Genomic DNA, 22,484 nt, shown 5'->3' on the forward strand with positions numbered 1-22,484 from the left:
ACACGAGGCATGCGATGACATCCGCCACCCCTTACCGATCCGTCTTCGCCCCCGGCCTGTTCAAGGGGCAGGTGGCCATCGTCACCGGCGGCGGCTCCGGCATCGGCCGCTGCTGCGCGCACGAACTGGCGGCCCTGGGCGCCCACGTGGTGCTGGTGGGGCGCAAGGCCGAGAAGCTGCAGGCGGTGCAGGCCGAGATCCAGGAAGACGGCGGCCGCGCCAGCATCGCCGCCTGCGACATCCGCAACGAAGAAGCGGTGCGCGCCACAGTTGGCCAGGTGCTGGCCGCGCACGGCCGCATCGACGCGCTGGTCAACAACGCCGGCGGCCAGTACATCGCGCCGCTCGCGTCCATTTCGGCCAAGGGCTGGGGCGCGGTGATCGACACCAACCTCACGGGCGGCTTCCTGATGGCGCGCGAATGCTTCACGCAAGCCATGCAGCACCAGGGCGGCTCGGTCGTGAACATCGTGGCCGACATGTGGGGCTCCATGCCCAACATGGGCCACAGCGGCGCGGCGCGCGCCGGCATGGTCAGCTTCACCGAGACCGCAGCGCTGGAATGGGCGGCGCAGGGCGTGCGGGTGAACGCGGTGGCGCCGGGCTACATCGCCTCCAGCGGCATGGACCACTACCCACCCGAGGCCGGCGACATGCTGCGCGCCATGCCGCGCACGGTGCCGGCCGGCCGCTTCGGCACCGAGTCAGAGACGTCGGCGGCGGTGGTCTTTCTGCTCTGCCCCGCGGCGGCCTTCATCAGCGGCGCGGTGCTGCGGGTGGACGGTGCCCGGCCGCAGGTGCGCATGGGCTGGCCGATGGCAACGCCGGATGCCGATGTGCGCCAGCGCGCCGCAGTGCGGCCCTTCGACGGCTTTCACCGGGCCGTGATGCCGAAGATTTTCAAAGAACAGAACTGATGGAGACATCGCCATGCACTACACCCACGAACACCTCGAAATCCAGAAGACGATGCGCCGTTTCATCGACACGGAGATCAACCCGCATGTGGACGAATGGGAAGAAGCCGAAATGTTCCCGGCGCACGAGGTCTTCAGGAAGCTCGGCGCGCTGGGCCTGTTGGGCCTGAACAAGCCCGAGGCCTACGGCGGCGCCGGCCTGGACTATTCCTACGCCATGGCCTTCACCGAAGCGCTGGGCCATGTGAGCTGCGGCGGCGTGCCGATGGCGATCGGCGTGCAGACCGACATGTGCACACCGGCGCTGGCCCGCTTCGGCAGCGACGAGTTACGCCGCGAGTTCCTGGCGCCGGCCATCGCCGGCGAGACGGTGGGCTGCATCGGCGTCAGCGAACCCGGCGCCGGCAGCGACGTGGCGGGCCTGAAGAGCTACGCCCACAAGGATGGCGACGACTACCTCATCAGCGGCCAGAAGATGTGGATCACCAACAGCCTGCAGGCCGACTGGATGTGCATGCTGGTCAACACCAGCGACGGTCCCGCGCATCGCAACAAGTCGCTCGTCATGGTGCCGATGGATTCGCCCGGCATCGAGAAGGCCAAGAAGATCCGCAAGATCGGCATGCATTCCAGCGACACCGGCCTCATCTACTTCGACAACGTGCGGGTGCCGCAGCGCAATCGCATCGGCGAGGAAGGCCAGGGCTTCGTCTACCAGATGCAGCAGTTCCAGGAAGAGCGGCTGTGGTGCGCCGCCAGTTCGCTGGCGCCGATGGAGCAGTGCATTGCCGACACCATCGAATGGGCGCAGCAGCGCCAGCTGTTCGGCGGCACCCTGGCCGACCAGCAATGGGTGCAGTTCAAGCTGGCCGAGCTCAAGACCGAGGTGGAAGCCCTGCGCGCCCTCACCTACCGCGCCTGCGACCTGCATGTGCAGGGCGAAGACGTGACCGAGCTCGCGTCCATGGCCAAGCTCAAGACCGGGCGGCTGACGCGCGAGGTGTCCGACACCTGCCTGCAGTTCTGGGGCGGCATGGGTTTCACCTGGGAGAACCGCGTGTCGCGCCTGTTCCGCGACGGCCGGCTGGGCTCCATCGGCGGCGGCGCCGACGAGGTGATGCTGGGCATCCTGGCCAAGACCATGGGCATTGCCAAGCGGCCGCCGCGCGGCTAGTCGAATGAACGAGGACCTGCGCGCCACCCGCGAGGCGCTGGCCGATTCGGTCGCGCGCTTTGCCAAGAGCGAGATCGCGCCCCACGCCACGGCCTGGGACGATGCCGGCGAGTTCCCGCGCGCCTTGTACCAGCGCGCCGGCGAACTGGGCTTTCTGGGCATCGGCTATCCGGAGGCGCTGGGCGGCACGCCGGCCTCGCTCTCGCTCAAGCTGCCGGTGTGGGTCGCCTTGGCGCGCCATGGCGCGAGCGGCGGCGTGCTGGCCAGCCTGTTCTCGCACAACATCGGCCTGCCGCCGGTGATCGCGCATGGCAGCGAAGCGGTGCAGCGCGAAGTGGTGCCGTCCGTGCTGGCCGGCGAGAAGATCGCCGCGCTGGCCATCACCGAGCCGGGCGGCGGCTCCGACGTGGCGGCGCTGCGCACGACGGCGCGGCGCGAGGGCGAGCACTACATCGTCGACGGCGAGAAGACCTTCATCACTTCCGGCATGCGCGCCGACTGGCTGACGCTGGCCGTGCGCACCGAGCCGGCCTCGCGCGGCGCCGGCGGCATCTCGATGCTGCTGGTGCCCGGCGACCTGCCGGGCATCCGGCGCACCCGGCTGGCCAAGATGGGCTGGCAATGCTCCGACACCGCGCAGCTGCATTTCGACGGCGTGCGCGTGCCGGCTCGCTACCTGCTGGGCGCCGAGGGCGCGGGCTTTCGCATGATCATGGCCAACTTCAACGGCGAGCGCTTCGGCCTGGCCGCGGCGGCGCTGGGCTTTGCCCAGGCCTGCCTGGACGAGGCCCTGGCCTGGGCACGCCAGCGCCAGGCTTTTGGAGGCCCGCTCATCGGGCACCAGGCGGTGCGCCACAAGCTGGTCGACATGCAGATGCGCATTGCATCGACCGAGGCCTGGCTCGAATCGGTGGCAGCGCAAGGCGATGCGCTGGAGGCGCAGGGCATCGTCAACGCGCCGGAATGGGTGTCGCAGGTGTGCCTGTTGAAGAACCACGCGACGCAGACCATGCAGTTCTGCGCCGACGCCGCCGTGCAGGTCCTGGGCGGCATGGGCTTCATGCGCGGCACGGTGAGCGAGCGCATCTACCGCGAGGTCAAGGTGATGATGATCGGCGGCGGCGCCGAGGAAATCATGAAGGAGCTCGCAGCCAGGCAGATGGGCTGGTGAGGCCGGCGCGCGGGAGGGCAGCGCCGCCCCGGCCCTGCGCGCCGACACCACGTCAATTGCCGTTCGGCATCGGCAGCTTGAACCCTTCCTTCTCGAGCGCTTCACGCACGTTGGCCAGGCGCTGGTACTGCGTCAGGGTGATGGGGCCTGAGTAGCCCTCGCTTTGCAGCTTGCGCGGCGGGTACTTGACGTACGTCTTCATCTTCTCGGTGATCGCCTGGTTGATGGTCACCAGGGTCCAGGTGCGCTCGGTGTAGTTGTTCATGAAGAGGTCGTAGCGCTCCTGCGGGTCCTGCCACAGGTCGAAGACCTGGGGCACGGTGGCCACGTACTTCTCCGCGCCCTTCCAGCCCAGGTTCGTGTCGACCGCCAGGCCGCCGGTCGATGCGCCGTTGTCCCCGCGCAGGTTGAACACCGCCTTGTAGTTGCCCACCCGCGCGGCGCCGGGGGTCAGCTCGTTCTCGGTGAAGAAGAACCACTCGTTGCGCTTGGACTTGCCGGTTCCGAACAGCACCGGCGACATGTCGAAACTGTCGAAGATGATCGGCTTGCCGTCGCGGTCCTTCTCCGGCAGCTTGGCGCCGCCGACGGCTGCAAAGGTCGACATCAGGTCGAGGCCGCCGACGATGTCGTGGTTCTTCGTGCCGGGCTTGATCTTGCCGGGCATCCAGGCGATGGCCGGCACGCGGTTGCCGCCTTCGCGCACCGTCCCCTTCGTGCCGCGGAAGGGCGTGTAGCCCGCGTCCGGATAGACGTCCTGCCAGGCGCCGTTGTCGGTGGTGTAGAAAACCAGGGTGTTCTTGTCCAGGCCCAGGGCGCGCACCTTGTCCATGATGGCGCCGATGCGGGCATCGAGCTCGACCACCGAGTCGGCGTACTTCGACCTGGACGCCGACTTTCCGCGGAAGTCCGGGTGCGGCAGGTTCGGCTGGTGCACCTTCATGAAGTTGACGTTCATGAAGAAGGGTTCCTTCGACTTGGCGGCCTGGTCCAGGTATTCCATCGCCGCCTTCTGCACATAGCCGTCGAAGTACGGGATGCCGACCACGCCGTTGGGATAGTCAGGCGTCTTCGCGGTGGGCGTGTCGACGTACTGGCCGTTGATCTTGAAGTCTTCCGTCCACTTCTGGCCCGCCTTGCCGGAAATCGATCCGATCGTGACCTTCTTGAACATCGTGCGCAGCTCGTCGCTCATGTCCGGGAACCAGGTCGGGTCCGCGTAGGTGTAGGCGTTCAGGTGGTACAGCCCGACGTAGCGCATCTCGTCGTAGCCCTGCGCGTGGGGCATGGCGTAGTCGGCCTCGCCCAGGTGCCACTTGCCGGTGAAGAAGGTCTTGTAGCCGGACGTCTTCAGCACCGAGGCCAGTGTCCATTCGGCTGCCGGCAGGCCGCCGCCCTGGCCCTGGAAGGCCACGGTGGTCATGCCGCTGCGGTTGGGAATGCGCCCGGTCTGCATGGCCGCGCGCCCCGGCGTGCAGCTGGGCTGCGCGTAGAACGAGTAGAAGGTCATGCCCTCGTTGGCCAGCCGGTCGATGTTGGGCGTGGCCATGCCTCGCCCCTCGCCGCCGCCATAGGGCCCCAGATCACCGTATCCCGTGTCGTCCGAGACAAGCAGGATGATGTTGGGCTTGCTCTGCTGGGCGCTTGCCGATAGTGCCGCCAGGCTCATCAGCCCTGCAGCCAGGATCTTTGAAGCAGTTTTCACGGACGTGTTCCTTTCGTCGTATGGGCAAGGGCGGGGTCGCCCTTTGCGCCGTGAGCTTGTATCAGAAGGCGGCTCCATCGGGAACTGGTCTTTGGTATGCATTGCCTCGATGGCGCTGCACGACACGCCTTGCACGTAAGTGGTCGTAAGTGGTCGTCGGTGAGTCGCCGTATGGGCGGCCGTTTGAGCAACACCGAACGTCTCACGCCTGGGCGCCCGTGTTGACCGAAAAACAAGCCCGCACGGCCGCGCGCAGCTGGTGCGCGCTGACCGGGCGCTCCAGAAAATCGGTGGCGGGGAGCCGGGCAATCTCGACCGCCGTGCGAAAGGCGCTGTGCGGGCCCAGCACGATCACCGGCAGCTTGGCGTCGCGCCGCTTCAGTTCCTGCACCAGGGCGAGCGTCGCGGCCTCATCGAGATCGGCCATTGCAATCACGCAGCTGAGGCCAGTTGGCAGACGGTCCAGCAGAGATGCGCCATCGTCGGAAAACACGATGTCGATGCCGGATCCTTGCGCGAGCGCCGCATCGATCCACGTTCGCTCGGCAGCCTCGGCGGCAACGACATAGGCGGTGATTGGCATGACTCCCTCTTCGGAGGGTCCATGGTGACCGGGCACGAACAGGGGAGCCATCCGGGCGGCCACGCAGTCCACGTACGTGGTGCGCAGCCCTCTGCTGCGCTATTCGGCTGGCTGGTCGAGGCGAAGGCGCATCAGCTCGCTGATCGAGGCCACACCCAGCTTCTCGAGCAACCGGCTGCGGTGCTGCTCGACGGTGCGGTGGCTGATGGCCAGTTCCTTGGCAATGACCTTGCTCGACCAGCCCTTGAGAGCGAGCGACATCACCTCGCTCTCGCGTGCCGTCAACGCCTGGACGCGTGCAAGCAGGCCCGGGCTGGCATCCTGCGCAGGCGCACGCTGCTGCGCGTCGCGGCGCAGCGCCTCGTCGATGGCGTCGAGCAACTGCTGCTCCCGATAGGGCTTCTGGACGAAGTCCACCGCCCCGTCCTTGACAGCCTTGACCGCCATCGCGATGTCGCCGTGGCCGCTGATGAAGACGATAGGGATGCGCGCAGCCATGGCCGCCAAACGCTCCTGCAGGGCCAGGCCACTCATGCGCGCCATGCGCACATCCAGCACCAGGCAGCCGGGCCGCGCGGGGTCGAAGGCTGCCAGGAAATCGATGGCCGAGTTGAAAGTCTCCGCGGGCAACCCGACCGAGTTCAGCAGTTCGCACACCGAATCCCGGTAGGCCTCGTCGTCGTCGATGATGAAAACGGTGGGATCGGACATGGGTTTTAGTCTAGCGAACAGCCAGTGGCAAGGTGAAGCTGAACAGCGCACCGCCCCCTTCGCGGTGCGACGCCCACAACTTGCCGCCATGGGATTCGATCAGTTTGCGGCAGATGGCCAGGCCCACGCCCAGGCCGCCGGACTTGGTGGAGTAGAAGGATTCGAAAACGCGCTCCAGGTCGCCTTCCGCGATCCCGGTGCCGCAGTCGGCCACCTCAATCAGCACTTCGTCGCAGCTTTGGAGGCGGGCCGCGACGGTGATCGCTCGTGCGCCGCCCGCCGGCGCCAATTCGATCGCCTCCATGGCATTGCGCAGCAGGTTCAGCACGACCTGCTGCAGATGGATCTCGTCGACCACAACCATCGGCAAGGACGGCGCGGGAGCCAGCTCGATGCGGATGTCGCGCAACTCGCAATCCATCTTCACCGTGCCGACGCATTCACCGATCGCGCGCTCCAGATCGATGGCCTTGGGCTCCAATTCGTGCCGTTGCGCCATGCTGCGCATGCGCGTCACCACGTCCCCGGCACGCGTGGTCTGGCCAATCACCTTGTCGAGCAATTCGACAATGCGCGGCAGGTCGGGCGCGGCCTCCCCTGCGCGCCGGCGAGCAGCCAGCGCGTAGTTCTCGATGGCGCCCAGCGGCTGGGTGATCTCGTGGGCAAGCGCCACCGACATTTCTCCTGCCGTGTGCACGCGCACCAGATGGGCCAGGCGTTCGCGCCAGTGGGCAGCCTCGACCTCCGCGGCAAATTTGCGCCGCTCGGCCGCCTCCCGCGCATGCAGGCTGGCGAAGACCTCGGCCAGCAGGCCGACACCCGGCGTCAGCGCATCGGGCCATTGGTGCTCGCGCCGCAGGCTCGCAAGCGACAGCGCACCCGCAACCCGCCCGGCCACCGCGATCGGGACGACCATCAAAGACCGCACGCCCTCGGCCTTCAGCGCAAGGCAGTCCCTCGGCGCCATGGCCGAGAGATCGGCAACCGCTGGCACGCGGACGACCTGACCGGCAGCAACTTGAGCATTGATCCAGGGGGGCATGCTGGACATTTCCGCAGACGTGGGGGAAGCGAAGCCCCGCGCATCCCAGCGCCGGGTGGGAACGAAGTGCGCGACCCCGTCGTACGCCCAGAGCGAGACATGTTCGGCCCCGACGAACTCGCCGATCTGCTGCAGGCCCAGCAATATGGCGCTGCCTTCGTCGCCTGGCTTGACCAGCACCAGGGAGGCCAGAATGCTGCTGGCCAAGCGTTCGAATCCGATCGCAATGTCCAGCACTTCCTGCGTCTGCTTGCGGGCCAGGGCGCTACCGAAGATTTGCGTCAGCAGCCGCAGCCGTTTCAACAGACCGTCGGGCCATTTGCGTTCGGCACGAATGCAGCCGAAGCTCAACGAGCCGTGCAATTCCCCAGCGACGACGATGGGCATGGTCACATGGGACTTGAGGCCGATCCTGCGATAGTTTTGCTTGTCGACGCTCGCCTCGGGCGGCAGGTCGTCGAGCCGCTCGAAGACCGTGGCGAGGTTCTGGAACGCCCTGGACGAGACCCACGGAAACATGGAGCGAGCCGGCAGCGAACGAGCGACCGGCTCAACACCGTCCACTGCAAACGAATGCGTGACTTCGATCCAGCCGGTCAAGGGATAGAGCCGGTTGAGGGTGCACCGCTCGATCTGCAAGGCTTGCACGATGCGCTCCAGGCTGTCCTGGATGGCACGGTCGATGTGCTGCGGCGCAAGGTCGATGAAGTCCGCCGACAGCTCGGACAGCAGACTCTCGAAGCGCAGCAGATCGACGGTCAGGGATGTTTGGGGCTCGTTCATGCAGCGCTGAATGGCTCGGCGAGAGTATCCTCCGGTCCGCCGTTCGAGCCAAGGACGAGCCCGGGAGCAGATGGCATGGGTTGGGTGCGGATCATTCTGTCGATCATCGTTGTGGGCCTGTCCTCGGGTCTTGGCGTCGACGCGAGCGCCGAGGATGCAAGCCCAGGCCCCGCCAAGATCCTGCTCGCCTTCGAGGGTGGCTCGGGCAGGACAGTCGCCTTCCACCTGGCCGAACATCTGCGCGGCCAGCTCGGACAGCAGGTATTCGTGGAAGAACGGCCAGGCGCCGGTGGGCGCATCGCCGCCCTGGCGCTCAAGGGCGCGGCACCCGATGGCACGACGATGGGATACCTGCCCATCGCGGTACCGGTGCTGGCTCCGCTGATCTACAAGGATGTCCGCTACGACCCGACGCACGACTTCGTCCCCGTGTCGCAGATCGCCACCTACGAGTACGCGTTGGCAGTGCCTACCAGCCATCCGGCGCAAAGCTTGCCCGAATACGTCGCTTGGCAGAAGGCGCATCCTTCCAAGGCCTTCTACGGAAGTCCCGGTGCCGGAACACTGCCCCACTTTCTGGGGGTCATGATGGCGCGCGCGATCGGGGTCGAGATGACGCACATCGCCTACAAGGGATTCGGCCCGATGTCGATCGACCTGATCGAAGGCACCGTCCCCTCAGGCATCTCGGTGGTGTCCGACCTGATCGATCTGCACCGCGCGGGGCGACTGCGGATCATCGCCACGTCGGGCGCCCGCCGACTGGCCCGGTTGCCCGACATCCCCACCTTTGCCGAGCAGGGCTACCCCGCTGTCCAGGCGACGGGTTGGGTGGGTATCTTTGCGCCGGCCAAGACGCCCAAGCCAGTGATCGACCGGTGGTCGGCCGCCCTCGCGGCCACGGTCCAATCGGCGGACACGCGCAAGTTGATGCGCGATCTTGGCGTCGAGCCTACCGGCACCACTCCCGAGGCCCTCAAGGCGATTCTGGCGGCGGACATCGCCCGCTGGGCGCCCGTCATCAAGCTCTCGGGCTTTCGCGCCGATTCGCCGTAGCCCCGCCAGTCAGGGCGCCCTTACCAACGGAAGGTCGCGCCGAGCATCGGCCCGTCGAAACGCAGGTCCTCCAGCGGACCGCTGTTCGATTTCATGTCGTAGTCGATATGGCGCCACATCCCGGTGAGCTCGCCCCAGGAGAACGCGTAGCTGACGCCCGCCGCCGCCTGCCACGTAAGACGCGACTGGCCCGTTCCCACGTCGACGTAGAAGGGCAAGGACCATTTGCCGGAATCGCTCGGCACATACCGGCCCTTGGCGCCGACGATGCCATCCCACAGCGTTTCGCTGGCTTCCGAACTGCCCGTGCGCCCCGCCGTCGAGATCGGGCCGAGATCGCCGTGGATGTTCCAGGCCAGCGACGGCTTCATGGATAGAAGGCGCGCACCGGCCAGCGCATCCACGGTCAGCCTGGCATCGGAGGCCAGGCGGTACTGCCCGCCCACGGTCCACAGGACACCCTTGAGATCCCAGCTCAGGTCGGCCGAGGTGTTGGCAGGAATCGCCTGGTGGCCGATCGTGAAATCGCGGCTGCCTTGTTGGGTGTTGCCCAGGTCGAGATAGATGAAATCGGTGAACACGCCCCACCGGCCGTTGTGGGCGTCGAAGGCGCCCATGAAGGTGAACTTCAGCGAGTCGACGATCTTGCTGGCACTGACGTCGAGCGTCGGTCCACCGGGTGAGGTCGGGACGCTGGACGATCCGCTGATGCTCGGCAGGTAGCCGTACACCGACAGCGAATAGCGCCAGTCGCCGGCGCGCGTTTCACTCGATGCACTGGCTTGCGCATGCGCGGCATTCGACGCCCATCCGGCACACGCCATCAGAAGGAAAACGGACAGCAGACGACGCTTGTCCCCCGGCGGCGCCGTCGAGCGGGGCGGGGCAACGCGCGGGCAGGACAGTGTTGTGTTCATGGAGCAGCTCCAGAAAAAGTGCTCACCGGCAGACCGTGGTCGTGCCCACCGGCCGGCAGGTCTTGCCGTCGATGCTCCGGTAGCGGTCCAGTTGTCCGCTGTTCTGGTTGTAGGTGTTGCCCTGCGTGTCGGTGCAGCCGGTCGCGTCGCAGTTGCGGATGCGCGGACGCATGTCGCGCGGCGGGCGGTTGACGCCGCCCGCGTAGGGATAGGGATAGGGGTAGTAGCCTTCGTCGGCCAGCACCGGATCGCTGCCACGGTCGGTGTCCCAGCGCTGCGCCTCGGTGCGCTCGCTGGGGCCGCTGCCGCGCCCGTCGATGATGACCGCGCCGGTGGGAGCCGATGGCGGCGGCGGGCGCAGCGCGGCGCTGTCCTGGGCTTCGCGCTCGCGGGCGGCCCTGGCGCGATCGCCCTGCGGATCCGGCAGCACGCTGACCGGCGCCTGGGTGGAGACACTGCGTTGCGGCCGGGTGCCCGCGGGGCAGGCGCCGTCGGTGTAGCTCACCTTGCCGGCCGCGTCCTCGCAGCGCAGCACCTCGGCAGCCGCGCCCGACGAAGCCAGGAAGAACCCGGCCAGCATCGCTGGCAGTAGAAGAAGTTGGCTGCGCATGAGCGTTCATTGTGCGCCAGTGACTTGCGCCATATCAAGGATGCCGGCGCCCGTCCGGCCATAGCATGCGTCACCGTGGTGAACCATGCCTAACGCATTCGACTTCTCGGCTTCGCCGTTCGATTGCCTCGACGCGGCCGAGCAGCGCGTGGTGCGCGACAACGTCGACATTGCCTACTTTCGCGAAGGCGAGACCTTGCTCGAGCCCGGCATGGCGCCGACGCACCTGTTCGTCATCATCAAGGGCCACGTCTCGCAGCTCGATGGCGACGAAGCCGTGGCCGCGTACGGCCCCAATGACTGCTTCGACGGGCGCGCGCTGGTGGCAGGGCGCGCCAGCAGCCGCTTCATCGCCGCCGAGGAAGTGGTGGCCTACCAGTTGGCCAAGGACGCAGTCAACACGCTGATCGCGGGCAATGCGAGCTTCGGTGCACTGCTGTTCTCGGACTTGTCGGACAAGCTCGGTGCGCTGGCGCAGCGGCACAGCCAGCGCGAGATGCTGGCGCTGACTCTGCAGCGGGTGGGCGAGGCCTACCTGCGGCCAGCGCATGTCGTCGACGCCGGCACGTCCGTCGTCGGTGTCGCGGCACTGATGCAGGCGCGCAAGACCAGCAGCGTGCTGGTGCGCGACGCCGGGCGCCTGGGCATCTTCACCAATACCGGCCTGCAGCGCGCCATCCTCGACGGGCGGCCGCTCGACGCGCTGCCGGTGGGTGAGCTGGCCACGTTCCGGCTCGTGACCATCGCGCCCGACACGCCCCTGTTCGACGCGCTGGCACTGATGATCCAGCACCAGGTGCACCGGCTGGTCGTCGCCGAAGGCAGCCGCGTCATCGGCCTGCTCGAACAGCTCGATCTGCTGAGCTTTCTGTCGAACCACTCCTACCTGATCACGGTGCAGATCGTGCAAGCGCAGGATCTGGATGCGCTGCAGGCCCAGGCCGCAAGAATCACCCGCTTCGTCGCGCTCCTGCATCGCGGCGGCACGGGCATGGGGCAGATCGGCAAGGTCGTGCAGGCACTCAACGCCAAGCTGTTCGAGCGCACCTGGCAGCTGGTAGCGCCACCCGAACTGGTCGCCGACAGTTGCCTCTTCGTGATGGGCAGCGAAGGCCGCGGCGAGCAATTGCTCAAGACCGACCAGGACAACGGCCTGATCCTGCGCGACGGCGCGGCGCTGGACGGCGCCGCGGTGGAAGCGGCGTGCCGCCGCTTCTCGCAGGCCCTGCGCACTTTCGGATACCCCGACTGCCCTGGCGGGATCATGGTCAGCAATCCGGCCTGGCGGCGCAGCGCGAGCGACTTCGCGGCGACCGTTCGCGGCTGGCTGCTGCGGCCCGACGCCGAAGGCCTGATGGCGCTGGCGATCTTCGTCGATGCGCATGCGGTCGCGGGCGACGCCTCGCTGCTGGGCAGCCTGCGCGACGAAGTCGATCGGCGGGTCGCGGCGGACGACGCGCTGCTGGGCCGCTTTGCCGCCGCCATCGACGCCTTTCCCGACGAAGCCGGCAGCTGGTGGAGCCGCCTGCCCTTGATCGGCGAGCACGACAAGCCCATGCTCGACCTGAAGAAGGCCGGCATCTTCCCGATCGTGCACGGCGTACGTAGCCTCGCACTGCGCGAGCACGTCAAGGCGACCGGCACCGCGGCGCGCCTGGACGCCCTGGTGGCGGCAGGCCGGCTGGCGCCCGGACTGGCGGCCGACATCCTCGACAGTCTTCAGTTCCTGATGACCCTGAAGCTGAAGGCCGGCTTGGCCGAACTGGACACCGGAAGGGCCGTGAGCGGCGGCGTGCGCACCGACCGCCTGAGCAGCCTCGAGCGGGACCTCCTGAAAGACGCGCTCGCCGTGGTCAAGCGCTTCAAGGCGCTGATGCGGCACCAGTTCCATCTCGAGGCGATGTGATGGCGCACTGGCTGGCCGAGCTGCGCCGCCGCTGGCTGCTCTATCACCTGGCCGACACGCAGTACGCGTTCATGTTCGATCCGCCCCCGCAGGGCGAGTGGGTGGCGCTGGACTGCGAGACCACGGGGCTTGACGTGCGCAAGGACCGGATCGTCTCGATCGGTGCGGTGCGCATCGTCGGAAACCGCCTGTTGACCAGCCAGCGGCTCGAACTGCTGGTGCGACCCGAGCGCGCACTGACGGCCGACAGCGTGCGCGTGCATCGCCTGCGCGAGCGCGATGTCGCGCAGGGCCTGGCGCCGGCGCAGGCCATGCATCAGCTGCTGACCTTCATCGGCAGCCGGCCTCTGGTCGGCTACTACCTGGAGTTCGATGTCGCGATGATCAACCGCGAGATCTGGCCCCTGCTCGGCATACGCCTGCCGCAGCGCAAGATCGAGGTTTCCGCGATGTACTACGACTTCAAGAATCGCCAGCGGCCGGCGCTCGAGCGCGGAGGCACCATCGATCTGCGCTTCGCCACGATGCTGAACGACCTCGCACTCCCGACGCGGGAATCCCACGATGCATTGAACGACGCGGTGATGGCGGGACTGGCGTTCCTCAAGCTTCGAAGCCTGCTGACCGGGGTCGCGCCTCCGGTCCCAGGCCAATCGGCGACGGCACGCGGTTGACGATGCGGGTGAAGAGCTGGCGGTATTCCTCCTCCGGCTCGCAGCCGGCCAAGGCGTCGCGGTTGGCCAGGAAAGCCCGGTCGAGCTCGGCCCAGTCCGCATCGCTCAGCACGCGCTCGGCCAGCGGCAGGATCTCGCGCTCTTCCACCGCCATGTGGGCCAGGTAGAAGTCCACATAGCGCTCGACCGCGGTCTCGAACTGCTCGCGCCGCGATTCGCCAAGCATCTCGAAGGCCAGCAGGGCATGCTCCACGTTCCGGATCTTGCGCTCGCCGCGGTCATGGTCATCGTCCAGCCGGTCCAGCAGGTCGCGCGAAATGGGCGTGCGCGCGCGCAGCCTTGGAAACAGCAGCTCCGACTCCTTGCGGTGATGGCGCTTTTCCGGGAACTCGTCCACGTAGAAGAGCATGGCCCGCAGCGAGGCAAAGTCAGGCAGGGTCTTCTTGCGGCGGTGCTCGGCCAGCAGCAGAAGTATGGAACGCAGCATGGCCGCCAGGGCCGCATGCTCGTCGCGAATGATTCGGGTGGTTTCATGCATCTTGCGCTCCTCGATCAGGTCGATGTGCGCAGGGTCGCGCATCCGGCCTGTGGCGGCCTTGTTCCAGATCAAGGAAAGGCCCTGGGGCCACAAGACGCTCGAGCCTTGCGCCATATCAAGGCGCGGGGCGTTGCCGCTTTCCATACTGGATGGACCTGTCAACAACCCGAGGGGCCCGACATGTCCATCTACCAGCGAATTCTTGTACCGATCGACGGCAGCGACACCGCCCGATCCGGCCTCGACGAAGCAATCCGCCTGGCGCAGCTCAGCGGCGGCCGGCTGCGCGTCTTTCACGTGATCGACGACCTGTCCTTTGCTCTGGCGCTGGATGCCTATGCAGGCCATCCAGGTGACTGGCTGAACGCATTGCGCGAAGAAGGCACGCGCCTCCTGGACGACGCGAAGCACGCCGCTGCCGCTGCGGGCGTGCAGGTCGAAGGCGTGCTGCACGAAAGCTTCAACGGCAAGCTGCCCGACGTGGTGGCGGCCGAGGCGCGCAACTGGCCCGCCGACCTGATCGTGGTGGGTACGCACGGCCGGCGCGGCATCGGCCGCCTGGTGCTGGGCAGCGGCGCCGAGAGCATCCTGCGCACCGCGCCGGTGCCGGTGCTGCTGGTGCGTCCGCCCGAGCCCGCGCCGCGTTCGGACGAGTCCCCTGCATTGGCTGGCCGCGTGAGCGTTGTCACCGGCGCACTGGCCATCGAGTAAGCCGGCGGAAGTACCGTCATGCAAGACTCGTCCCCTCGCCTCCATCCCGCGCTGCAGGCCATCGCCTTCATGGCCCTCACACTGCTGGCCACCGGCGTGCTGGTGCTCGCCGGGCTGCAGTAGTCAGGGCGCGTCCTGCCCGGGCGGCTGGGTCCGCACCAGCAGCACGGGCACGGGCGCGACGCGAAGGATCTGCTCCGCGTCGCTCCCCAGGAGCACGCGCGCCACCCCGTGCCGGCCATGCGTGCCGATCACGATGAGGTCGGCCTTCCAGGACCTGGCTTGTTCGGCCACCACGTCGCACACGCGATCGGCCACGGGCATGAACAGCCGGGCATCGGCCTCGACGCCCGCGCGCGCGGCACGCTCGCGCCCCGCCTGCAGGATCCGAGCGCCGGACTCCCGCATCAGCGGGATCACGTCGCTGTTGTAGGCAGCGAAGGTCTCGAAGCCGTTCACGTACTTCAGCTCGTCGATGGCGTGCACCAGGCGCACTTGCCCGTGGCTGAGCTGGGCCAGGCGCAGCGCCTCGTCCAGGCCGCGCGTGGAGGTCTCGCTGCCGTCGATGGGAACCAGGATGCGCTGGTACATGGCAGCCCCCGCTCAGTGCGTCTCGAACAGCTGCTGCAGGATGGCCGGGTTCTCCAGCGTCGACACGTCCTGTGTCACCGCCTCGCCCTTGGCCACCGAGCGCAGCAGGCGCCGCATGATCTTGCCGCTGCGGGTCTTGGGCAGGTTGTCGGCAAAGCGGATGTCCTTGGGCTTGGCGATCGGCCCGATCTCCTTGCCCACCCAGTTGCGCAGCTGCACCGCCAGCTTGTCGGCCGCCTCGCCGTGCGGGCGCGCACCCTTGAGCACGACAAAGGCGCAAATGGCCTCGCCGCTGGTCTCGTCCGGGCGCCCAACCACGGCCGCCTCGGCCACCAGCTCGGTGCAGGCCACCAGGGCCGATTCGATCTCCATGGTGCCCATGCGGTGCCCGCTGACATTCAGCACGTCGTCGATGCGCCCGCCGATGGTGAAGTAGCCGGTCGCGCGGTCGCGCGCCGCGCCGTCGCCGGCCAGGTAGTAGCCACGCAGTTCGGCCGGGTAGTAGCTCGAGCGGTAGCGCTCGTCGTCGCCCCAGATGGTGCGGATCATGCCCGGCCATGGCTTCTTGATCACCAGCAGGCCGCTCTGGCCGTTGGGCACGTCCTCGCCCAGTTCGTCGACGATGGCGGCCGCGATGCCCGGGAAGGGCAAGGTGCACGAGCCGGGCACCAGCTTCGTCGCGCCGGGCAGCGGCGTGATCATCTGCGCCCCGGTCTCGGTCTGCCACCAGGTGTCGACGATCGGGCAGCGCCCTCCCCCCACGTTCCGGTGGTACCACTCCCACGCGGCCGGGTTGATCGGCTCACCCACCGAGCCGAGCACGCGCAGGCTGGACAGGTCGAAGCGGTCCGGGTGCACCTCGGCATGGCTCTCGGCGGCCTTGATGAGCGAACGGATGGCCGTGGGGGCGGTATAGAACACGGTGACCTTGTGGCGCTCGATCATCTTCCAGAAGCGGCCGGCGTCCGGATAGGTGGGCACGCCCTCGAACACGATCTCGGTGGCGCCGATGGCCAGCGGCCCATAGGCAATGTAGCTGTGGCCGGTGACCCAGCCGATGTCGGCGGTGCACCAGAACACGTCGTCGTCGTGCATGTCGAAGGTCCACTTCATGGTCACCGCCGCCTGGACCAGGTAGCCGCCGCTGCTGTGCTGCACGCCCTTGGGCTTGCCGGTGGAGCCGGAGGTGTAGAGCAGGAAGAGCGGATGCTCGGCGCCCACCCATTCGGGCTCGCAATGCTCGGCTTGCGTGGCCATGAGCTCGTGCAGCCAGTGGTCGCGCGCCGACCAGGCGATGGCGCCTCCGGTGCGGCGATACACGATGACGCTGCGCACCGCCTCGCAGCCGCCCAGCGCCAGCGCCTCGTCGGCGATCGCCTTGAGCGGCAGGGCCTTGCCGCCGCGCAGCTGTTCGTCGGCGGTGATCAGCAGCACCGCCCCGGTGTCGGCGATGCGGTCGCGCAGCGAATGCGCCGAGAAGCCGCCGAACACCACGGTGTGGATGGCGCCGATGCGCGCACAGGCCTGCATCGCCGCCACCGCCTCCACCGACATCGACATGTAGATGGCGACCCGGTCGCCCTTTTTCACGCCCTGGGCCTTCAGCGCATTGGCCAGGCGGCAGGTCATGGCCAGCAGCTGCGCATAGGTGGTGCGCGTGACCTGGCCGTCGTCGGCCTCGAACACGATGGCGACCTTGTCGCCGCGGCCCTCGGCCACCTGGCGGTCCAGGCAGTTCCACGAGACGTTGAGGGTGCCGTCCTCGAACCAGCTGTAGTGCGGCGCCTTCTCGCTGCCCAGCACCTTTTTGAAGGGGTGCTTCCAGTGCACGAACTCGCGCGCCAGGCGGGCCCAGTAGGCCTCGTGGTCTTCTTCCGCTTCGGCCACCAGCGCGTCATAGGCGGCGCGCCCCGCCACGTGGGCATGTTGCGCCAACGCGGGTGGCGGCGGATAGATGGAGGATTCCAGCTGGCGGTCCGGCGAGTTCATGCAGCGCTCCTTGGGCAATGGGGGGTGGGGGAAGACGCCCGCATGGTCGGCCAAGGTGCGCATGCAAACCTTGCGCTGGCGCAAGGATCCCGGCGGCGGCGCGCCTTCCAATCGGCCCAGGCCCAACACCACCCTCGCAAGGAGACCGCCATGGACGACGACCTGGCCCGGCGCATCGCCAGCCAATCTCACTACCAGCTGCTCAAGGACAGGCGCTCGCGCCTGGGCTGGGTGCTCACCGCGCTGATGATGCTCGTCTACTACGGCTTCATCCTGCTGGTGGCCTTCAACAAGCCCTTCCTGGCCACGCCCATCGGCGACGGCGTCACCACCCTGGGCATTCCGATCGGCTTCGGCGTGATCGTCTTCACCATCGCCATCACCGCCTACTACGTGCGGCGCGCCAATGCGGAGTTCGACTCCCTGTCGGACCGCGTCGTCAAGGGAGCATCGAAATGAGAACCGCCGCCCTTCGCGCCCGCATGGCGCTCCTCGTCACGGCATTGCTGGCCGCCAGCGCCGCGGCCCTGGCCGCCGGGGCCGACCTCGGCCAGGCGCAAAAGCAGGCCACCAACTGGACCGCGATCAGCATGTTCGCGGTGTTCGTGCTGGGCACGCTCTACATCACCAAGTGGGCCGCCAAGCGCACCCGCTCGGCGGCGGACTTCTACACCGCCGGCGGCGGCATCACGGGCTTCCAGAACGGCCTGGCGATCGCCGGCGACTACATGTCGGCGGCTTCCTTCCTGGGCATCTCGGCAGCGGTGATGGCGGCCGGCTACGACGGGCTGATCTACTCCATCGGCTTCCTGGTCGGCTGGCCGGTGATCACCTTCCTGATGGCCGAGCGGCTGCGCAACCTGGGCAAGTTCACCTTTGCCGACGTGGCGGCCTTCCGCTTCAAGCAGACACCGGTGCGGGTATTCGCCGCCTCCGGCACCCTGGTGGTGGTGGCCTTCTACCTGATCGCCCAGATGGTGGGCGCCGGCCAGCTCATCAAACTGCTGTTCGGGTTGGAGTATTGGGTGGCGGTGGCGATCGTCGGTTCGCTGATGATGGTCTACGTGCTGTTCGGCGGCATGACGGCCACCACCTGGGTCCAGATCATCAAGGCCTGCCTGCTGCTGGGCGGCGCCAGCTTCATGGCGCTGTCGGTGCTGTGGCACTTCGGCTTCAGCCCCGAGGCGATGTTCGCCGGCGCGGTCAAGGTCAAGACCGACCTGGCGCTGTCGCAGGGCAAGACGGCGGAGGTTGCGGCGACCATCGGGCGCTCGATCATGGGCCCGGGCAACTTCGTGAAGGACCCGATCTCGGCCATCTCCTTCGGCATGGCGCTGATGTTCGGCACCGCCGGGCTGCCGCACATCCTGATGCGCTTCTTCACCGTGCCCAGCGCCAAGGAGGCGCGCAAGTCGGTGATGTGGGCCACCGGCTGGATCGGCTACTTCTACCTGCTGACCTTCATCATCGGCTTCGGCGCCATCACCTTCGTGCTGACCAATCCGCAGTTCGCGGACGCCAAGGGCGCGCTGGTGGGCGGCGGCAACATGGCCGCGATCCACCTGGCCAATGCGGTGGGCGGCAACGTGTTCCTAGGCTTCATCTCGGCGGTGGCCTTCGCCACCATCCTGGCGGTGGTGGCCGGGCTCACGCTGTCGGGCGCCTCGGCGGTCTCGCACGACCTGTACGCCACGGTGTTCAAGAAGGGCAAGGCGGACAGCGCCGCCGAGTTGCGCGTCTCGCGCATCACCACGGTGGCGCTGGGCATCGTCGCGGTGCTGCTGGGCATCGTGTTCGAGAAGCAGAACATTGCCTTCATGGTGTCGCTGGCCTTCGCCATCGCGGCCTCGGCCAACTTCCCGGTGCTCTTCATGTCGGTGCTGTGGAAGGGCTGCACCACGCGCGGCGCGGTGACTGGCGGCTTCGTCGGGCTGATTTCCTCGGTGGCACTCACCGTCGTCTCGCCCTCGGTGTGGGAGGCCACGCTGGGCCATCCGGCCGGCTCCTCCCTGTTCCCCTATGCCTCGCCCTGCCTGTTCTCGATGAGCCTCGCCTTTGCCACGATCTGGCTGGTCTCGCTGCTGGATGCCAGCACGCGGGCCCGCACCGACAAGAGCGGCTTCCTGGCGCAGCAGGTGCGCTCGGAGACCGGCATCGGTGCGGCCGGCGCCAGCGCGCACTGAGGCGGCGGGCGGCTGTGTGATGATCAGATCGTATCTCTCGCGGCGGTCCGGATCGTGCTTGGCTCGTCGCACACCACACGACCATGCGCCGAATCCGATTGCTCACCAACCGCCACCGGGCCCCATCCACCAACCAGGTGCTGGGCTTGCTGCTGGCCTTCAATGCCGGCGCCGTCAATGCCGGCGGCTTCCTGGTGCTGCACATGTACACCTCGCACATGACCGGCTTCGCCTCGCAGGTGGCCGACGGCCTGGTGCTTGGCAACAGAACGCTGGTGCTCAATGCGCTGGGGGCGATCCTGGCCTTCGCGAGCGGAGCGGCGGTCTGCGCCGTTCTGGTGAACTGGAGCCGCGCGCACCGGCTGCATGGCGTCTATGCCCTGCCGCTGCTGCTGGAGGCGGCGCTGATGTTTCCCTTTGGACTGGCCGGCGCGGTCACGCTCAGCTGGCCGACGCCCTTCGCGGTGCCGATCACCGTGCTGCTGCTGTCCTTCATCATGGGCTTGCAGAACGCGGTAGCTTCCAAGACCTCGGGCGGCAGCGTGCGGACCACCCACATGACCGGCAACATCACCGACTTCGGCATGGAGGTCGGCAAGTGGTTCTACTGGACGCGCCACGGGGCCGCACCTTCGCACTTGCAGGCCGAGCGCCACTGGAAGCGGCTGTGCATGAGCGGCGGCCTGCTGGGCATGTTCGTTCTGGGCGGGCTCAGCGGGGCGCTGGGCTTCAAGTACGCAGGCTTCATCTGCGTCGTGCCGCTGGCGGCCTTGCTGCTGGCGCTGTCGGTGCCGCCCTTGTTGCGCGACCTGCCGCGCTCCCAAGCCTTGCTGCGCCGTCTGGGAGGCGTTTCGCGCGGCTAGCGCGGGAGGCCGCGCGGGTCGCTGCCGTGTGCCTCAGGGGGCGTGTTTGCCCTTCGCTGGCTTGCCGGCCGCCTGATCCAGGAGCCGGAAGCCCAGCATGCCCACCACCATCGCGGCCACGAAGACCGCCGCCTTGAACTCGCCGGCGGCCATGGCAACGATGCCCGGGCCCGGGCAGAAGCCGGCCAGACCCCAGCCGGCGCCGAAGATCAGCGAACCGACCACGAGCCGTTTGTCGATGCTGCGCGAGGCCGGCATCTGCATGGCACCGCCGAGAAAGGCGGTGGACCGCCGCTTGGCGAGCGCGAAGGCGAACACGCCCACAGCAATTGCCCCACCCATCACGAGGGCGAGCGAGGGATCCCAGGTACCGAACAGGTCGAGGAAGCCCTGGACCTTGCCCGGATCGGTCATGCCGGACAGCAGCAGGCCCCAGCCGAACAGCAGGCCGACGAGAAATTCAATCGTGCGATTCATGCGGGGCTCCTCACAGGTGACGGATCAGGAAAACGGTCAGGAAGCCCGCTGCCATGAAGGCCAGGGTGGCCACCAGCGAGCGGGGCGACAGGCGGGACAGTCCGCACACGCCGTGGCCGCTGGTGCAGCCCGAGCCATAGCGGGTACCGAAGCCGACCAGCAGGCCAGCGGCGACGATGGCACCGTAGCCGGCGCCGATGCGTGGTGCCGGCAGGAAGCCCACGGGTGCCAGCAGCGCGAACGTGGCGGGCGCGGCGAGCAGCCCTAGCAGGAAGGCGATGCGCCAGCCGCTATCGCCTGAGCGCGGCGAGAGCAGTCCGCCCACGATGCCGCTGATGCCCAGGATGCGGCCGTTGAACAGGATGAAGATCGCAGAGGCCACGCCTAGCAGCATGCCGCCCGCGAGCGACGCCCAGGGCGTGAAATGGGTCCAGTCGATGCTCATGGCGTCACTCCTTGGACTTGGACTTGGCACGCGCCCGGCCCTTGGCGGGGGAAACGTCGGCGGCGCAGAACTGCAGGTAGAGGGTTTCGATCACGGCCATCGCCTTGTCGCTCGCCAGCGAGTAGTGGATGTTCTTGCCCTCGCGCCGGGTGGTCACGAGTTCCTCATCGCGCAGCACGGTCAGCTGCTGCGACAACGTGGGCTGCACGATCCCGAGCGCCTCCTCGAGCTCGCCGACGCGCGCTTCCCCCTGCGAGAGATAGCAAAGGATCAGCAGCCGGTCCGGGTTGGACAGCACTTTCAGAAGGCCACAGGCCTGGCGCGCGGCGGCCTGCATCTGCGCGAGGGAAAGAGGCAAGGCGGTGGCAGTCATGGTGCTCGTGTCAGTTAATTTGTGGATAGTCTATTGATTTGCAATCTATCACGCAATATATTATTAGAAACTTAGGTGAAAGGAGCCGTCATGTTCCAGCCCCGCTGCCCCCAGGTCCACGGAATCTTTGACCAGGCCACCTGCACCGTCACTTACGTCGTGCACCAAGGCCCGGGCACGGCCTGCGCCATCGTGGACTCGGTGCTCGACTACGATCCCAAGTCGGGCCGCACCCGCACCGCGTCCGCCGACAAGGTGATCGAGTATGTGCAGGCCAACCGCCTGCGGGTGGCGTGGATCCTGGAGACCCACGCGCATGCCGACCACCTGACCGCGGCGCCCTACCTCAAGGCGAAGCTGGGAGGGCGCACCGGCATCGGCGAGCACATCGCGACGGTGCAGAAGGTCTTCAAGGGCATCTTCAATCTCGAGCCGGCCTTCCGCCAGGATGGCTCGCAGTTCGATCACCTGTTTCGCGACGGCGAGGAATTGCGCATCGGCGAGCTCACGGGACACGTGCTGCGCGTCCCCGGCCACACGCCCGCGGACATCGCCTATTGCATCGGCGACGCGGTGTTCGTCGGCGACACGATGTTCATGCCGGATGTGGGCACGGCGCGCTGCGACTTCCCCGGCGGGAACGCACACACGCTCTACGCATCCGTGCGCAAGATCCTCGCGCTGCCGCCGCAGACGCGCCTGTTCATGTGCCACGACTATCCGCCGGACGGCCGGCCCGTCGCCTTCGAGACCACCGTGGCCGAGCAACGCGAAAAGAACATCCACCTCCACGACGGCGTCTCCGAGGAAGAGTTCGTCGCCATGCGCACCCGGCGAGACGCCACCCTGGAAATGCCGGTGCTGATCCTGCCGGCGGTCCAGGTGAACGTGCGCGCCGGGGAGATGCCGCCAAAGGAGGACAACGGTGTTTCCTTCCTGAAGATTCCGATCAACGCCCTCTGAATCGCGCGATCCAGGCGGATACACCCTTGTGAAGAGGCACGAGTGGATGGTGCAACCGGAACGCGTGGATTGAGCGCGGCGGCGCCGTCCGCCGCCCGAGGG

Annotated in this window: 23 protein-coding genes; 11 read left to right on the top strand and 12 right to left on the bottom strand. The window is 67.6% G+C overall.

The annotated features are described in order from the left end of the window. The first annotated feature begins 14 nt into the window (after window positions 1-14). Genes ACIPRI_RS16425 through ACIPRI_RS16435 form a run of 3 tightly spaced genes read left to right on the top strand, consistent with a single transcriptional unit; the run spans window position 15 to window position 3,262 of the window. On the top strand, window positions 15-917 hold the full coding sequence (locus tag ACIPRI_RS16425) for an SDR family oxidoreductase (RefSeq protein ID WP_446622533.1): 903 nt from the start codon (window positions 15-17) through the stop codon (window positions 915-917). 13 nt (window positions 918-930) lie between these two features. Next, entirely contained in the window at window positions 931-2,091 is a 1,161-nt protein-coding gene (locus tag ACIPRI_RS16430) for an acyl-CoA dehydrogenase family protein (protein ID WP_446622534.1), read from the top strand. Window positions 2,092-2,095: 4 nt separating this feature from the next. Next, complete coding sequence (locus ACIPRI_RS16435; RefSeq protein WP_446622535.1) at window positions 2,096-3,262, top strand: acyl-CoA dehydrogenase family protein; 1,167 nt, start codon at window positions 2,096-2,098, stop codon at window positions 3,260-3,262. A gap of 52 nt (window positions 3,263-3,314) precedes the next feature. On the opposite strand, the gene ACIPRI_RS16440 is transcribed toward ACIPRI_RS16435, so the two are convergent. The 4 genes from ACIPRI_RS16440 to ACIPRI_RS16455 form a co-directional block, all read right to left on the bottom strand. After that, window positions 3,315-4,967 (bottom strand): arylsulfatase, encoded by a 1,653-nt coding sequence (locus ACIPRI_RS16440; protein ID WP_446622536.1) that lies wholly within the window; start codon window positions 4,965-4,967, stop codon window positions 3,315-3,317. A gap of 202 nt (window positions 4,968-5,169) precedes the next feature. After that, entirely contained in the window at window positions 5,170-5,550 is a 381-nt protein-coding gene (locus ACIPRI_RS16445; protein ID WP_446622537.1) for a response regulator, read from the bottom strand. A 99-nt stretch (window positions 5,551-5,649) separates the two neighbouring features. Further along, window positions 5,650-6,261: a response regulator transcription factor gene (locus tag ACIPRI_RS16450; RefSeq protein ID WP_446622538.1), complete on the bottom strand. Its 612-nt coding sequence runs from the start codon at window positions 6,259-6,261 to the stop codon at window positions 5,650-5,652. Window positions 6,262-6,271: 10 nt separating this feature from the next. Further along, window positions 6,272-8,086 (bottom strand): sensor histidine kinase, encoded by a 1,815-nt coding sequence (locus ACIPRI_RS16455; RefSeq protein ID WP_446622539.1) that lies wholly within the window; start codon window positions 8,084-8,086, stop codon window positions 6,272-6,274. Window positions 8,087-8,161: 75 nt separating this feature from the next. On the opposite strand from ACIPRI_RS16455, the gene ACIPRI_RS16460 reads away from it, so the two are divergent. Further along, on the top strand, window positions 8,162-9,142 hold the full coding sequence (locus tag ACIPRI_RS16460; RefSeq protein WP_446622540.1) for a tripartite tricarboxylate transporter substrate-binding protein: 981 nt from the start codon (window positions 8,162-8,164) through the stop codon (window positions 9,140-9,142). A gap of 20 nt (window positions 9,143-9,162) precedes the next feature. Here the strand turns inward: ACIPRI_RS16460 and ACIPRI_RS16465 are convergent, their stop codons facing one another. Continuing rightward, window positions 9,163-10,059, bottom strand: a complete 897-nt coding sequence (locus ACIPRI_RS16465) for a hypothetical protein (RefSeq protein WP_446622541.1) — start codon at window positions 10,057-10,059, stop codon at window positions 9,163-9,165. A 22-nt stretch (window positions 10,060-10,081) separates the two neighbouring features. After that, complete coding sequence (locus ACIPRI_RS16470) at window positions 10,082-10,669, bottom strand: DUF4124 domain-containing protein (protein ID WP_446622542.1); 588 nt, start codon at window positions 10,667-10,669, stop codon at window positions 10,082-10,084. A gap of 85 nt (window positions 10,670-10,754) precedes the next feature. On the opposite strand from ACIPRI_RS16470, the gene ACIPRI_RS16475 reads away from it, so the two are divergent. After that, entirely contained in the window at window positions 10,755-12,575 is a 1,821-nt protein-coding gene (locus ACIPRI_RS16475) for a DUF294 nucleotidyltransferase-like domain-containing protein (protein WP_446622543.1), read from the top strand. After that, window positions 12,575-13,249 carry a 3'-5' exonuclease gene (locus ACIPRI_RS16480; RefSeq protein WP_446622544.1) on the top strand — a complete coding sequence of 225 codons (675 nt, stop codon included), beginning with the start codon at window positions 12,575-12,577 and terminating at the stop codon, window positions 13,247-13,249. Before ACIPRI_RS16475 ends, ACIPRI_RS16480 begins: the two co-directional genes overlap by 1 nt. Here ACIPRI_RS16480 and ACIPRI_RS16485 read toward each other — a convergent pair. Further along, window positions 13,179-13,829, bottom strand: a complete 651-nt coding sequence (locus ACIPRI_RS16485; protein ID WP_446622545.1) for a hemerythrin domain-containing protein — start codon at window positions 13,827-13,829, stop codon at window positions 13,179-13,181. The two genes, ACIPRI_RS16480 and ACIPRI_RS16485, sit on opposite strands and share 71 nt — an antisense overlap. A 144-nt stretch (window positions 13,830-13,973) precedes the next feature. Between ACIPRI_RS16485 and ACIPRI_RS16490 the strand changes: the two genes are divergently transcribed. After that, complete coding sequence (locus tag ACIPRI_RS16490; RefSeq protein ID WP_446622778.1) at window positions 13,974-14,498, top strand: universal stress protein; 525 nt, start codon at window positions 13,974-13,976, stop codon at window positions 14,496-14,498. Window positions 14,499-14,621: 123 nt separating this feature from the next. On the opposite strand, the gene ACIPRI_RS16495 is transcribed toward ACIPRI_RS16490, so the two are convergent. Both ACIPRI_RS16495 and acs read right to left on the bottom strand, forming a co-directional pair. Then, window positions 14,622-15,089, bottom strand: coding sequence for a universal stress protein (locus tag ACIPRI_RS16495; protein ID WP_446622546.1), 468 nt, complete (start codon window positions 15,087-15,089; stop codon window positions 14,622-14,624). 12 nt (window positions 15,090-15,101) lie between these two features. After that, the gene (acs, locus tag ACIPRI_RS16500; RefSeq protein ID WP_446622547.1) at window positions 15,102-17,078 is read right to left on the bottom strand and encodes an acetate--CoA ligase; all 1,977 of its coding nucleotides are present in this window, start codon (window positions 17,076-17,078) and stop codon (window positions 15,102-15,104) included. A gap of 150 nt (window positions 17,079-17,228) precedes the next feature. Here acs and ACIPRI_RS16505 point away from each other — a divergent pair, with 150 nt between their 5' ends. The 3 genes from ACIPRI_RS16505 (at window position 17,229) to ACIPRI_RS16515 (ending at window position 20,124) form a co-directional block, all read left to right on the top strand. Beyond that, a complete protein-coding gene (locus ACIPRI_RS16505; protein WP_446622548.1) occupies window positions 17,229-17,537 on the top strand; it encodes a DUF485 domain-containing protein in 309 nt (102 codons plus the stop codon). Beyond that, entirely contained in the window at window positions 17,534-19,261 is a 1,728-nt protein-coding gene (locus tag ACIPRI_RS16510; protein ID WP_446622549.1) for a cation acetate symporter, read from the top strand. The genes ACIPRI_RS16505 and ACIPRI_RS16510 overlap by 4 nt, the downstream gene beginning before the upstream one ends. Before the next feature lie 83 nt (window positions 19,262-19,344). After that, window positions 19,345-20,124 (top strand): YoaK family protein, encoded by a 780-nt coding sequence (locus tag ACIPRI_RS16515; RefSeq protein ID WP_446622550.1) that lies wholly within the window; start codon window positions 19,345-19,347, stop codon window positions 20,122-20,124. A gap of 33 nt (window positions 20,125-20,157) precedes the next feature. On the opposite strand, the gene ACIPRI_RS16520 is transcribed toward ACIPRI_RS16515, so the two are convergent. From ACIPRI_RS16520 to ACIPRI_RS16530, 3 genes are read right to left on the bottom strand one after another with little or no spacing between them, the layout of a single operon-like run. Next, window positions 20,158-20,601, bottom strand: a complete 444-nt coding sequence (locus ACIPRI_RS16520) for a DUF6691 family protein (protein ID WP_446622551.1) — start codon at window positions 20,599-20,601, stop codon at window positions 20,158-20,160. A 10-nt stretch (window positions 20,602-20,611) separates the two neighbouring features. After that, window positions 20,612-21,046: a YeeE/YedE family protein gene (locus ACIPRI_RS16525; RefSeq protein WP_446622552.1), complete on the bottom strand. Its 435-nt coding sequence runs from the start codon at window positions 21,044-21,046 to the stop codon at window positions 20,612-20,614. 4 nt (window positions 21,047-21,050) lie between these two features. Beyond that, complete coding sequence (locus tag ACIPRI_RS16530; protein WP_446622553.1) at window positions 21,051-21,419, bottom strand: ArsR/SmtB family transcription factor; 369 nt, start codon at window positions 21,417-21,419, stop codon at window positions 21,051-21,053. A 90-nt stretch (window positions 21,420-21,509) separates the two neighbouring features. Between ACIPRI_RS16530 and ACIPRI_RS16535 the strand changes: the two genes are divergently transcribed. Beyond that, on the top strand, window positions 21,510-22,382 hold the full coding sequence (locus tag ACIPRI_RS16535; RefSeq protein WP_446622554.1) for an MBL fold metallo-hydrolase: 873 nt from the start codon (window positions 21,510-21,512) through the stop codon (window positions 22,380-22,382). Window positions 22,383-22,484: the final 102 nt, after the last annotated feature.

This window comes from Variovorax sp. LARHSF232, from assembly GCF_052871435.1.

Bases quoted from the DNA above. Each gene is read 5' to 3' on its own strand.
- ACIPRI_RS16425 (WP_446622533.1), top strand. From the start codon at position 15: ATGACATCCGCCACCCCTTACCGATCCGTCTTCGCCCCCGGCCTGTTC.
- ACIPRI_RS16430 (WP_446622534.1), top strand. From the start codon at position 931: ATGCACTACACCCACGAACACCTCGAAATCCAGAAGACGATGCGCCGT.
- ACIPRI_RS16435 (WP_446622535.1), top strand. From the start codon at position 2,096: ATGAACGAGGACCTGCGCGCCACCCGCGAGGCGCTGGCCGATTCGGTC.
- ACIPRI_RS16445 (WP_446622537.1), bottom strand. From the start codon at position 5,550: ATGCCAATCACCGCCTATGTCGTTGCCGCCGAGGCTGCCGAGCGAACG.
- ACIPRI_RS16450 (WP_446622538.1), bottom strand. From the start codon at position 6,261: ATGTCCGATCCCACCGTTTTCATCATCGACGACGACGAGGCCTACCGG.
- ACIPRI_RS16455 (WP_446622539.1), bottom strand. From the start codon at position 8,086: ATGAACGAGCCCCAAACATCCCTGACCGTCGATCTGCTGCGCTTCGAG.
- ACIPRI_RS16460 (WP_446622540.1), top strand. From the start codon at position 8,162: ATGGGTTGGGTGCGGATCATTCTGTCGATCATCGTTGTGGGCCTGTCC.
- ACIPRI_RS16465 (WP_446622541.1), bottom strand. From the start codon at position 10,059: ATGAACACAACACTGTCCTGCCCGCGCGTTGCCCCGCCCCGCTCGACG.
- ACIPRI_RS16470 (WP_446622542.1), bottom strand. From the start codon at position 10,669: ATGCGCAGCCAACTTCTTCTACTGCCAGCGATGCTGGCCGGGTTCTTC.
- ACIPRI_RS16475 (WP_446622543.1), top strand. From the start codon at position 10,755: ATGCCTAACGCATTCGACTTCTCGGCTTCGCCGTTCGATTGCCTCGAC.
- ACIPRI_RS16480 (WP_446622544.1), top strand. From the start codon at position 12,575: ATGGCGCACTGGCTGGCCGAGCTGCGCCGCCGCTGGCTGCTCTATCAC.
- ACIPRI_RS16485 (WP_446622545.1), bottom strand. From the start codon at position 13,829: ATGCGCGACCCTGCGCACATCGACCTGATCGAGGAGCGCAAGATGCAT.
- ACIPRI_RS16495 (WP_446622546.1), bottom strand. From the start codon at position 15,089: ATGTACCAGCGCATCCTGGTTCCCATCGACGGCAGCGAGACCTCCACG.
- acs (WP_446622547.1), bottom strand. From the start codon at position 17,078: ATGAACTCGCCGGACCGCCAGCTGGAATCCTCCATCTATCCGCCGCCA.
- ACIPRI_RS16505 (WP_446622548.1), top strand. From the start codon at position 17,229: ATGGACGACGACCTGGCCCGGCGCATCGCCAGCCAATCTCACTACCAG.
- ACIPRI_RS16510 (WP_446622549.1), top strand. From the start codon at position 17,534: ATGAGAACCGCCGCCCTTCGCGCCCGCATGGCGCTCCTCGTCACGGCA.
- ACIPRI_RS16515 (WP_446622550.1), top strand. From the start codon at position 19,345: ATGCGCCGAATCCGATTGCTCACCAACCGCCACCGGGCCCCATCCACC.
- ACIPRI_RS16520 (WP_446622551.1), bottom strand. From the start codon at position 20,601: ATGAATCGCACGATTGAATTTCTCGTCGGCCTGCTGTTCGGCTGGGGC.
- ACIPRI_RS16525 (WP_446622552.1), bottom strand. From the start codon at position 21,046: ATGAGCATCGACTGGACCCATTTCACGCCCTGGGCGTCGCTCGCGGGC.
- ACIPRI_RS16530 (WP_446622553.1), bottom strand. From the start codon at position 21,419: ATGACTGCCACCGCCTTGCCTCTTTCCCTCGCGCAGATGCAGGCCGCC.
- ACIPRI_RS16535 (WP_446622554.1), top strand. From the start codon at position 21,510: ATGTTCCAGCCCCGCTGCCCCCAGGTCCACGGAATCTTTGACCAGGCC.